An 11,064-nucleotide genomic window follows, 5' to 3' on the forward strand; every position below is an offset into this window, starting at 1 on the left:
AGGAGTCCTGCGCCGCCCTCTCCCTACCCTCTCCCTCTCGCTTCGCGGGGGAGAGGCCGAGGCTCGTGCTTTTGGCCAGCCTCGGGCTATATCGCAGGCGATGACCGACAAGACCCTGATCCCGCCGTCGCCCAGCGAAGACGACTACGTCCGCCAGGTGGTTGGCGCCGAGCCCCTGCCGCTGTTGAGCGAGGACGACCCGTTCGCGCTGTTCAACGCCTGGCTGCGGGAGGCCGTGGGCAAGGAGCCCAACGACGCCAACGCCATGTCGCTGGCGACGGTGGACGCCGACGGCCTGCCGGACGTGCGGATGGTGCTGCTGAAGGACGCCGATCGGCGCGGTTTCGTCTTCTATTCCAACGCCGGCAGCGCCAAGGGCCGCGAGCTGGCGGCCAATCCGCAGGCGGCGCTGCTGTTCCATTGGAAGTCGCTGCGCCGGCAGGTGCGGGTGCGTGGGGCGGTGACCCCGGTCTCGCCTGAGGAGGCGGACGCCTATTGGGCGACGCGGGCGCGGCCGGCGCAGCTGGGCGCCTGGGCCTCGGAACAGTCGCGGCCATTGCCCGACCGGCTGGCTTTCGAGAAGAAGATCGCCGAGTTCGGGCTGAAGTTCGGCCTGGGCAAGGTGCCGCGCCCGCCGCACTGGTCCGGCTGGCGGGTCGCCCCGCAGACCATCGAGTTCTGGCGCGACCGGCCGTTCCGCCTGCACGAGCGGCTGGTGTTCGCCCGCACAGGCGAGGGCTGGACGACCCACAGGCTGTTTCCTTGAGCGCATCGGACGAGGCCGAGCTTGTCGCCTGGCTGAACGGCCAATCGGAGCGCGCGATCGAGACGGCGTGCGCGCGGATATTCCTGGCCGGCGACGTGGCCTGGAAGGTCAAGCGCAACGTCGACCTGGGCTATGTGGATTTCTCCACCGCTGCGCGGCGCAAGTGGGCGCTGGACCGGGAGCTGGACTTCAACCGCGCCGCGGCGCCGGACATCTATCGCCGGGTGCGGACCATCACCCGCGAGGCCGGCGGCGGCCTGGCCTGGGATAGCGACGGCGAGGCGGTCGAATACGCCCTGGAGATGCGCCGCTTCGACGATCGCGCGGTGCTGTCCAACGATCCGGACGCCATTGACGGGGCGATGGCCGAGGCGCTGGGGCGCACCATCGCCGGCTTCCACGCCGCAGCGCCCTTGCGGCCCGAAGGCGGGTGGAGCGCGCTGGCCTTCACCGTCGGCTCCAACGCCCATCTGCTGCGCGATCTCACCGGAAAGCTCGAGCACCATCGGGTGGAGCTGCTGGTCGCCAAGACCGCCGAGGAGCTGGCGCGGCAGAAGCTGCTGCTGGAGGCGCGCCGGGATGCGGGCTTCGCCCGCCGCTGCCACGGCGACCTGCACCTGGCCAATATCTTGGTGGAGAACGGCAAGCCGGTGCTGTTCGACTGCATCGAGTTCAACGACTTGCTGTCCGATCTGGACGTGCAGTACGACCTGGCGTTCCTCTTGATGGACCTCGACTTCCGGGGCCGGCGCGACGCGGCGGTCCGGGTGCTGTCGGCCTATCTGGACGAGGCGGCGCGCGGTTTCCCGGAGGGGCTCTGGGAGGGGCTCGCGGCCCTGCCGCTGATGCTGTCGGTGCGGGCGGGCGTGCGGGCGCATGTCTCGGCGCACTCCGGCGACCTGGACCTCAGCCGCGCCTATGTGGAGGCGGCGATCGCGCACCTGGCGCCGGCGGCGCCGGTGCTGGCGGCCGTGGGCGGCTTCTCCGGGACCGGCAAGACCACCTTCGCCCGCGCGATCGCGCCCGGGCTCGGCCGCGCGCCGGGCGCGGTGGTGATCCGGACCGACGAGGCGCGCAAGCGGCTGGCCGGGACCGGGCCCGTGGATCGCCTGGCCCCGGCGACCTACACGCCGGAGTTCTACGCGCGGGTCTATGAGACGGTGTTCGAGACGGCCCGCGCCGCCCTGAAGGCCGGCCAGGCGGTGGTGCTGGACGCCACCTTCACCGAGCCGGCGCTGCGCGCCCGGGCCGAGGCGCTGGCGGTTGACTGCGGGGTTCCGTTCCACGGCGCCTGGCTGGAAGCGCCGGCTCAGGTGCTTGAGGCCCGTGTCGGCGGCCGGGTGGGGGACGCCTCCGACGCGACGGCGCAGGTGTTGCGCGACCAGATCGCACGGCATGCGGGGCAGGCGGTTAGGTGGCCGAAGGTGGATGCGACGCAGGCGACGGACGCCGCGGCGACGGCGTGGTTGGCTTCCCTTCCTTGACGGGGAGGGAAGTTACGCCGCGTTGCTTCTGAACGCTGATAACAATAGCCTATCGGGGAAGATCGGCGGGGGCCGGCGCAAGAGGAATTTCAAGATGCACGGGCTGATGCAGGACTGGCCGCTGACGGTCGACAAGATCCTCGACCACGCCAGGAACTGGCACGGCGACCGCGAGATCGTCAGCCGCTCGGTCGAGGGGCCGATCGTGCGCACGACCTATGCCGAGGTGCATGGCCGCGCCAAACGCCTGTCGAGCGCGCTGAAGACCCTGGGCATCCAGCCGGGCGACCGCTGTGCGACGCTGGCCTGGAACACCGCGCGCCATATCGAGGCCTGGTACGGGATCATGGGCATCGGCGCGGTCTGCCACACGCTGAACCCGCGGCTGTTCGCCGAGCAGCTCTGCTACATCATCAACCACGCCGAAGACCGGGTGATCTTCACCGACCTGACCTTCCTGCCGGTGCTGCTGGAGCATCGCGCCAAGATGCCGGGCGTGAAGCATATCGTGGTGCTGACCGACGAGGCCCACATGGACCCGGCGGCCTATCCGGGCGCGCTGTGCTACGAGACCCTGATCGCCGAGGCCTCGCCGGACTGCGTCTGGGGCGACTTCGACGAAAATACCGCCGCGGCGCTTTGCTACACCTCAGGCACGACCGGCAATCCGAAGGGCGTGCTCTATTCGCACCGCTCGAACTTCATCCACACGCTCGTGACCATGGGCAAGGACGTGATGGGGATCTCGGCCACCGACACGGTGCTGCCGGTGGTGCCGATGTTCCACGCCAACGCCTGGGGCCTGGCCTTCTCCTGCTCGGCGGTGGGCGCGAAGCTGGTGATGCCCGGCCAGAAGCTGGACGGCCAGTCGGTCTATGAGCTCTTGGAAAGCGAGGCGGTGACCTTCTCCGCCGCGGTGCCGACCGTGTGGCAGATGCTGCTCGGGCACATGCGCGAGAACAAGCTGGGGCTTTCGACCCTGAAACGGGTGGTGATCGGCGGCTCGGCGGTGCCGGAGGCCCTGGTCCGCGCCTTCCGCGACGACTACGGCGTCTCGGTGACCCACGCCTGGGGCATGACCGAGACCTCGCCGCTGGGGACCCTGGCCACGCCGTCCGGCAAGACCATGCACCTGGACGATGAGGCGCAGCTGCGCTTCACCCTGAAGCAGGGCCGCCCGCCGGTGGGCATTGAGCTGAAGCTGGTGAACGACGCCGGCGAGCGGCTGCCGCATGACGGGACCACCTTCGGCCGGCTGATGGTCAAGGGGCCGTTCGTGGTCGGCGAGTACTTCAAGGGCGACGGCGGCGACATCCTCGACGACGAAGGCTTCTTCGACACCGGCGACGTGGCGACCATCGACGAGCACGGCTTCATGCAGATCACCGACCGGGCCAAGGACGTGATCAAGTCCGGCGGCGAGTGGATCTCCACCATCGAGATCGAGAACCTGGCGGTGGGCCACCCGAAGGCGGCGCTGGCCGCGGTGATCGGGGCGGCGCATCCGAAGTGGGACGAGCGGCCGGTGCTGCTGGTCAAGCTGGAGCCGGGCGTGGAGTCCTCGAAGGAGGAGTTCCTGGCCTTCCTGGAGGGCAAGATCGCCAAGTGGTGGACGCCGGACGACGTGGTGTTCGTCGACGACATCCCGCTGGGCGCCACCGGCAAGATCGACAAGAAGCTGATCCGTGAACGGATGAAGGGCTACGTCCTGCCGACCGCCAAGGCGAAGGAAACGGCTTGAGCTCTTTCAATCCGCTCATCCCGGCAAAGGCCGGGACCCAGATCGCGAAGCGCCGATGCGGGCTGGATTTCCGCTGAGCCTTTCGAGCCCATGTCTGCGCCATTCCATCTGGATCCCGGCTTTCGCCGGGACGAGCGGAGTTATGGGGCGATGATCCGGCTACGCCCCGCGACCGAGGCCGATCTCGCGGAGATCGTGGCGCTCTCGAACTGGGCCTATCGCGGGACCGGCGAGGCCGCGAGCTGGACGGTGGAGAGCTATCTCGAGGGCGAACGGACCACCAAGGACACCCTGCGCGCCGATCTGGCGGCGACGCCGAGCGCGCAGATCCTGACCTGGCGGGACGAAGCGGGCGAGCTGCAGGGGCATTGCTGGCTGGAGCCGGGGGCGGATGACGTCTGGTATCTCGGCCTGCTTTCCGTGCGGCCCGACCGGCAGGACCGGAAACTCGGCCGCACATTGTTGAGCGCCGCCGAAGACTACGCCCGTGAACGCGGCGCGCGGCGGATGCAGATGACGGTGATCAACGTCCGCGACACCCTGATCGCCTGGTACGAACGGCGCGGCTATGGGCTGACCGGCGAGACGCGGGCCTTCCCCTACGGCGACGACCGCTTCGGCAAACCCCTGCGGGACGACCTCTGCTTCGTGGTGCTGGAGCGGGCGCTTTAGGCGCTACGCCAGCCGGTAGACCGTGTCCGGGCCTGGTGGGGCGCCGGCTTCGATGTCGCCGCCGCGTTCGAGGTGGATGATCGCCGCCAGCATGGAGCGGGCGGCGGCGGGCCACAGGCGTTCGTCGACGTCGCGGTAGAGCTTGGGGACGAGGTCCTTGATGCGCGCGGGGCCGTCCGCCAGGGCCAGTAGGATCTGGTCGATGCGTTCCTGGCGGTGTTCGGCATAGGCGTCGATGAACGGCGTCACCTCCAGGATCGGCGGGCCGTGGGTCGGCCAGAGCGTGGTGAAGGCCCGCGCACGGATCTTTGCCAGGCTCTCCAGGTAGTCGGTCATGTCGCCGTCAGGCGGGGTGATGACCGTGGTCGACCAGCCCATGATGTGGTCGCCGGAGAAGAGCGTGTTCTCTTCCGCGAGCGCGTAGCAGATGTGGTTGGAGGTGTGGCCGGGCGTCGGGATCGCCTCCAGCGTCCAGCCGGGGCCTGGGATGGTCCCGCCGCCGCAGAGGCTGACGTCGGGCCGGAAGTCGTGGTCGTGGCCGGCCTCCATCTTCACCTCGCCGGTGTCCTCCGCCTCATGGCCGGCGACCGCGCAGCCATAGATGGTCGCGCCGGTGGCGGCCTTGAGCGCGGCGGCCAGGGGCGAGTGGTCGGAGTGATGGTGGGTGATCGGGATGGCGATGACGGTCTCGCCCTCGACCGCCTTCAGGATCGCCGCCAGGTGGGCCGGGTCGTCGGGGCCGGGGTCGATCACCGCCACCTCGCCATGGCCCACGATGTAGGTCCCGGTGCCCTTGAAGGTGAAGGGCCCCGGATTGTTGGCCACCACCCGGCGGATCAGCGGCGAGACCTGCTGGACGACGCCATATTCGAACGCGATCTCGCGGACGTAGGGGATCATGTCCGGCTCAGGCGCCCAGCACGCCGGAGAGGTCGTAGCCGGCCGCGCGGCCGAGGCCGACCAGCTCGCCGCGGGTCCGGGCGCCGGACATGGCCTGGCCGATGGACCAGGTGGTGATCGACCGGGTGCCCGAGCGACAGTAGGCCAGCACCGGGCCGTCGGCGGCCTCGACCGCCTGGCGCATGGCCTCCACCTCGGCCGGCCCCGGCGCGCCGCGCACGGGGATGTGGGTGTAGGTCAGGCCGTGAGCCTCGGCCGCGCCCTTGATCTCGGCGGCCGACGGCTGGCCCGGATCCTCGCCGTCGGGACGGTTGCAGATGATGGCGACGAAGCCCTGGCGAGCTGCCTCGGCCACGTCGGCGGTGCTGATCTGCGGCGCCGTGGTGAAGTCGTCGGTGACGCGTCGGAAGTCAGTCATGATGGTCTTTCATTGAGCGGCCGTGGCTTCGTTGACATCATCGGGGGCCGGTGGAAGTTTCGCAACGCCCAGCCCTGAAAAGCTGAACGGCTGGAGGCGCTTTTCCGCCCATGTTCCGCTTTATCGGCCGACGCCTGCTGGTGGCGATCCCGACACTGCTGCTGGTGGTGACCCTAGCCTTCTTCATGATGCGCGCCGCGCCGGGCGGCCCCTTCGACACCGACCGCAAGCTGTCGCCGGCCATCGAGCAGAACATCCGCGCCAAGTACGGCCTGAACCGGCCGCTGGGCGTGCAGTACCTCAGCTACCTGGCGGGCGTAGCGCACGGCGATCTGGGGCCGTCGCTGAAGTACAAGGACAAGTCGGTCCTGCAGATCCTGAAGGAGAACTATCCGGTCTCCCTGAAGCTGGGCGGCTCGGCGATCCTGCTGGCGATGCTGATCGGTGTCAGCCTGGGGGTGCTGGCGGCGCTGCGCCAGAACCGGGCGGCGGACTATGGGGTCATGACCGTGGCGATCCTGGGGGTCTGCGTGCCCACCTTCGTCACCGCGCCGCTGCTGGTGCTGGCGTTCGCCTCGAAGCTGGGCTGGCTGCCGAGCGCCGGCTGGAACAACGGGGCGGCGATCAACATGGTGCTGCCGGTCACGGTCCTGGCGCTGCCGCAGATCGCCATCATCTCGCGCCTGACGCGGGCCGGCATGGTCGAGGTGCTGCAGTCCAACTATGTGCGCACCGCCCGCGCCAAGGGCCTGTCGGAGGGCCGCATCGTGGTGCGCCACGCCCTGCGCGCCGCGCTGCTGCCACTGGTCAGCTACCTGGGCCCGGCCTGCGCGGGGCTGATCACCGGCTCGCTGGTGGTGGAGAAGATCTTCAACCTGCCGGGCCTGGGGAAGTTCTTTGTGATCAGCGCCTTGCAGCGCGACTACACGGTCGTGATGGGCATGGTGATCGTCTACGCCGGCCTGATCCTGGCGCTCAACCTGCTGGCCGACCTGATCTCCGCGGCCATGGATCCGCGGGTGCGGCTGTCGTGAGCGTGCTGGCGCTTGCACAGCCGCCGCGCGTGAAGGGCCGCAGCCTGTGGGACGACGCACGCCGGCGGCTGCTGAAGAACCGCGGCGCGGTGGCGGGCATGGCGGTGCTGGCCTTCCTGGTGGCAGCCGCCGCGGTCGGGCCGTACCTGGCGCCCTTCGGCTACGACCAGGTGAATAAGGCCGACGTCTGGGTCCCGCCGCTGACACACGGCCACCTGATGGGGACCGACGCGCTCGGGCGCGACCTGCTGGCGCGGCTGCTGATGGGGCTTCGAGTCTCGCTGGCCATTGGGCTGGTGGCGACGGCGGTGTCGCTGGCCATCGGCGTGGCCTGGGGCTCGGTGGCGGGCTTCGTCGGCGGGCGGCTGGATGAGGCGATGATGCGGATCGTCGATGTGCTCTATTCCCTGCCGTTCATCTTCTTCGTGATCCTGCTGATGGTCACCTTCGGCTCCAACTTCATCCTGATCTTCGTGGCGATCGGGGCGGTGGAGTGGCTGACCATGAGCCGCATCGTGCGCGGCCAGACGCTGACCCTGAAGCAGAAGGAATTCGTCGAGGCGGCGCGCGCGGCGGGCCTCAGCCAGGGCGGCATCATCGCGCGCCACATCGTGCCCAATCTGCTGGGTCCGGTGGTGGTCTATGTGACGCTGACCATTCCGGCGGTGATCCTGGCGGAGAGCTTCCTGAGCTTCCTGGGGTTGGGCGTGCAGCCGCCGATGGCCTCGCTGGGCAGCCTGATCGCCAGCGGGGCCTCGGACATGGAGCTGGCGCCCTGGCTGCTGATCTTCCCCTCGGCGGTGATGGTCGCGGCCCTGATGAGCTTCAACTTCATCGGCGACGGCCTGCGCGACGCCATCGACCCGAAGGACCGGTAGACCCGCTCGTCCCGGCGAAGGCCGGGATCCAGACGGAAAGACTCAAGATTGGGCTCGAAGAGCTCGGTGGAAACCCAGGCCGCGTCGGCGCTCGCCGATCTGGGTCCCGGCCTTCGCCGGGATGAGCGGAATCCTTTACTCGTCGCGGTGGACGCGGACTTCGCGCTGGTTGCCGATGGTAGCCAGGTAGCTGCCCATCGAGGCCTTGACGATCTTCACCGTGTTGCCGGCCTTGGGATCGATGGGGATCTCGGTCAGGTCGACCTGGCTCCACGTCGAGCCGTCCGCCAGTTTCAGCACCCATTTGCCGGTCAGCGCCTTGTGCGCGGACACCACGGTGGTCTGGGTCGAGGCGATGTCTTCCGGTTTCTCGCCGCGCGTGAAGAGCGAGATCGAGGGCATGGTGAAGCCGAAGGCCTGGCGGCGCACCTTGCGGGCCTGTTCGCGGTTGACCACCACCACGTCGCCCTTGGCCTCGGCCTGGTCGAGGGCGTGGGCGGCCTTATCGTAGCAGGCGAGGCGCGCAGCCGAGTCGGTGAGCTTGGCGCACTCGGCCAGTTCCTGAACCTCCTTGGCGCGTTCCGGCGATTGGGCCGGCGGTGGCGCGGCCAGCGCGGGTCCGCCGAACGTTGCGATCAACATGGCTGTCGCGCCCACGCGCGCCCAAGCCTCAAAAGCCGTCATCGGATCGCCCTCACTGATTTGCTGCGACACATAGAAGACCGCCCATGCGGCGGGCGCAATCGTACGATCCAAGCGGGGCCGGTCTGGCGAATTTGTGGCGGCGGAGCTTCACCGTGTTGCGGCAGTTTATGGGCGGCGAGGCAGGGGCAAATGCGCCTTCCGGGGGCGAAACGTGCGTGCATTGCGGTCCTCACGCCCAATCTGTGACCAGAATGCGACAGGTTCCCGGCGTCAACATTGCCGAAAGCTAATGTTCGTTGACCCGCAGTTCGATACGCCCGTAACTCCAGCGTAACCGGGGCCGACTGGGTTTCTGGGAACGAATTTGTTTGGGGGTAGGCGCGTCTTTCGAGACCGCCGCTGGAGGATTTAGACCTTGAAAATTCAAAACACTCGGGAGCGCCTGTTGGCCTCCTCGATGATCTGCGGCATGGCCTTCCTGGGTCTTTCCGCGACCCAGGCTTCCGCCGCCGCCGCCGCCGCGGGCAGCGGTGAAGTCTCTGAAATCGTCGTGACCGGCACGCGCCTCCCGTCGCCGAACCTGACGTCGATCGCGCCCGTGACCACGGTCGGCAACGCCGACATCAAGGCGCAGGGCGTCACCCGGATCGAAGACATCACCAACTCGCTGCCGCAGGTGTTCGCGGGCCAGGGCTCCTCGATCACCAACGGTTCGAACGGCACCGCCACGGTCAACCTGCGCGGCCTGGGCTCGTCGCGCACCCTGGTGCTGATCGACGGCCTGCGCCTGATGGCGGGTGACCCGCAATCCCCGCGTAGCAGCGCCGCCGACCTGAACTTCATCCCGGCCGCCCTGGTGGAACGCGTCGACGTGCTGACCGGCGGCGCCTCGGCCACCTACGGCGCCGACGCCGTGGCCGGCGTCGTCAACTTCATCATGCTGAAGAACTTCGAGGGCGTGCGCCTCGACGCCCAGTACTCGGGCTACCAGCACGACAACAACAACTCGATCGGCCAGAACGCCCTAAACACTGCCGCGAAGACCGCGATCCTGCCGTCCCTGGACGCCGTTCCCGGCAACCAGTTCGGCGGCGAAGGCTCCGAGGTCAGCCTCGTCATCGGCGCCAACGCGCCGGACGGCAAGGGCAACGTCACCGCCTACGCCACCTACCGCCAGAACAACGCCATCCTGGAAGGCGCCCGCGACTTCAGCGCCTGTACCCTGGCGTCGACCGTGGCGGCCGGCTTCGGCTGCTCGGGTTCGGGCACGGCCTATCCGGCCCGCGTCGGCAGCTTCCTGGTCGACCCGACCACCTTCAACACCTTCCGCCCCCGCGTGGCGACGGACGTGTTCAACTTCGGCCCGGCCAACTTCTTCGTGCGGCCTGACGAACGCTACAACCTGGGCGCCTTCGCCCACTATGAGGTCGCGCCCTGGGCGGACGTCTACATGAACACCATGTTCATGGACGACCTGTCGACCGCGCAGATCGCCGCCGGCGGCATCTTCGCCGCGACCTTCAGCGTCAACTGCGCCAACCCGTTCCTGACCACTCAGGAAAAGGGCCTGCTGGTTCCCGTCGGCGGCACCGCCGCCAACGGCCAGACCTGCGCCAATACGCCCGGCGGCACCTTCACCGGCACCATCTCGCGCCGTCTGCTCGACGCCGAGCAAACCGGCCGACTGACCCAGTTCCGGCACCAGGACTACCGGATCGTGATCGGCATGAAGGGCGATCTCGGCAAGAACTGGAACTACGACGGCTACATGCAGTACGGCACGGTGGTGGTGAATAACCGCCAGTCCGGCAACTTCGACACCACCCGCATCAACCAGTCGCTGAACGCCATCACCGGCCCGAACGGCACGCCGATCTGCAACCCGGCGGGCAATCCCGACGCGGGCTGCGTGCCGGCCAACATCTTCTCCTCGGCGCTGATCGGCAAAGACGCGATCAACTTCCTGTCGATCAACAGCTTCAACAGCGGCACCTCGACAGAACGCATCGTCAGCCTGGCCTTCACCGGCAAGCTCGGCGACTACGGTCTGAAGAGTGCCTGGGCCAGTGAGGGCGTGGGTGTCGCCCTCGGCGCCGAGTACCGCCGCGAGCACCTGGACAACGTCGCCGACTTCCTGTCGACCAACGGCCTGGTGAACGGCAACGGCGGCGCCGCGCCGCCGGTGAACGGCAGCTTCGATGTCTACGAACTGTTCGGCGAGGCCCGCGTGCCGCTGATCAGCGACATGCCCTTCGCCAAGGACGTGTCCCTGGAGCTCGGCTACCGCTTCTCCGACTATTCCTCCATCGGCGACACCAACACCTACAAGGTGGCCGGCGAGTGGGAAGTGATCGACGGCCTGCGCTTCCGCGCCGGCTACAACCGCGCCGTCCGCGCCCCGAACATCGGCGAACTGTTCGCGCCGCAGAACGTCGTTCTCGACGGCAACCAGGATCCCTGCGCGGGCCTCGCGGCCAACCAGGCGGCCAATGCGGCCAAGATCGCCAACTGCGCCACCATCTTCCA

Annotated in this window: 10 protein-coding genes; 7 read left to right on the top strand and 3 right to left on the bottom strand. The window is 68.6% G+C overall.

Going from position 1 to position 11,064, the window contains the following annotated elements:
* Positions 1–100: 100 nt before the first annotated feature.
* The 4 genes from pdxH (at position 101) to VHS75_RS06810 (ending at position 4,663) form a co-directional block, all read left to right on the top strand.
* Entirely contained in the window at positions 101–766 is a 666-nt protein-coding gene (gene pdxH, locus VHS75_RS06795; protein WP_329637854.1) for a pyridoxamine 5'-phosphate oxidase, read from the top strand.
* On the top strand, positions 763–2,250 hold the full coding sequence (locus tag VHS75_RS06800; RefSeq protein ID WP_329637855.1) for an AAA family ATPase: 1,488 nt from the start codon (positions 763–765) through the stop codon (positions 2,248–2,250). The genes pdxH and VHS75_RS06800 overlap by 4 nt, the downstream gene beginning before the upstream one ends.
* 94 nt (positions 2,251–2,344) lie before the next feature.
* The gene (locus VHS75_RS06805) at positions 2,345–3,991 is read left to right on the top strand and encodes a long-chain-fatty-acid--CoA ligase (RefSeq protein ID WP_329637856.1); all 1,647 of its coding nucleotides are present in this window, start codon (positions 2,345–2,347) and stop codon (positions 3,989–3,991) included.
* Between the two features lie 150 nt (positions 3,992–4,141).
* Entirely contained in the window at positions 4,142–4,663 is a 522-nt protein-coding gene (locus tag VHS75_RS06810) for a GNAT family N-acetyltransferase (RefSeq protein WP_329637857.1), read from the top strand.
* Between the two features lie 3 nt (positions 4,664–4,666).
* Here the strand turns inward: VHS75_RS06810 and VHS75_RS06815 are convergent, their stop codons facing one another.
* Positions 4,667–5,563, bottom strand: coding sequence for an MBL fold metallo-hydrolase (locus tag VHS75_RS06815; RefSeq protein ID WP_329637858.1), 897 nt, complete (start codon positions 5,561–5,563; stop codon positions 4,667–4,669).
* A gap of 7 nt (positions 5,564–5,570) precedes the next feature.
* Positions 5,571–5,981, bottom strand: a complete 411-nt coding sequence (locus VHS75_RS06820) for a TIGR01244 family sulfur transferase (protein WP_329637859.1) — start codon at positions 5,979–5,981, stop codon at positions 5,571–5,573.
* A gap of 110 nt (positions 5,982–6,091) precedes the next feature.
* On the opposite strand from VHS75_RS06820, the gene oppB reads away from it, so the two are divergent.
* Positions 6,092–7,015: an oligopeptide ABC transporter permease OppB gene (oppB, locus tag VHS75_RS06825; protein WP_329637860.1), complete on the top strand. Its 924-nt coding sequence runs from the start codon at positions 6,092–6,094 to the stop codon at positions 7,013–7,015.
* Positions 7,012–7,893, top strand: a complete 882-nt coding sequence (locus tag VHS75_RS06830; RefSeq protein ID WP_329637861.1) for an ABC transporter permease — start codon at positions 7,012–7,014, stop codon at positions 7,891–7,893. The genes oppB and VHS75_RS06830 overlap by 4 nt, the downstream gene beginning before the upstream one ends.
* A gap of 135 nt (positions 7,894–8,028) precedes the next feature.
* Here VHS75_RS06830 and VHS75_RS06835 read toward each other — a convergent pair whose 3' ends face one another.
* Positions 8,029–8,535 carry a hypothetical protein gene (locus VHS75_RS06835; RefSeq protein WP_329637862.1) on the bottom strand — a complete coding sequence of 169 codons (507 nt, stop codon included), beginning with the start codon at positions 8,533–8,535 and terminating at the stop codon, positions 8,029–8,031.
* A 448-nt stretch (positions 8,536–8,983) separates the two neighbouring features.
* Here VHS75_RS06835 and VHS75_RS06840 point away from each other — a divergent pair.
* Positions 8,984–11,064 (top strand): TonB-dependent receptor plug domain-containing protein (locus tag VHS75_RS06840; protein WP_329637863.1); only part of this gene is annotated, 2,081 nt, incomplete at its 3' end.

The organism is Phenylobacterium sp. (genome assembly GCF_036264965.1).
In the GTDB taxonomy this organism is placed as follows: domain Bacteria; phylum Pseudomonadota; class Alphaproteobacteria; order Caulobacterales; family Caulobacteraceae; genus Phenylobacterium.

Excerpts from the sequence above, each read along its gene's own strand:
- pdxH (WP_329637854.1), top strand. The coding sequence starts at position 101 with ATGACCGACAAGACCCTGATCCCGCCGTCGCCCAGCGAAGACGACTAC.
- VHS75_RS06805 (WP_329637856.1), top strand. The coding sequence starts at position 2,345 with ATGCACGGGCTGATGCAGGACTGGCCGCTGACGGTCGACAAGATCCTC.
- VHS75_RS06810 (WP_329637857.1), top strand. The coding sequence starts at position 4,142 with ATGATCCGGCTACGCCCCGCGACCGAGGCCGATCTCGCGGAGATCGTG.
- VHS75_RS06815 (WP_329637858.1), bottom strand. The coding sequence starts at position 5,563 with ATGATCCCCTACGTCCGCGAGATCGCGTTCGAATATGGCGTCGTCCAG.
- VHS75_RS06820 (WP_329637859.1), bottom strand. The coding sequence starts at position 5,981 with ATGACTGACTTCCGACGCGTCACCGACGACTTCACCACGGCGCCGCAG.
- oppB (WP_329637860.1), top strand. The coding sequence starts at position 6,092 with ATGTTCCGCTTTATCGGCCGACGCCTGCTGGTGGCGATCCCGACACTG.
- VHS75_RS06835 (WP_329637862.1), bottom strand. The coding sequence starts at position 8,535 with ATGTTGATCGCAACGTTCGGCGGACCCGCGCTGGCCGCGCCACCGCCG.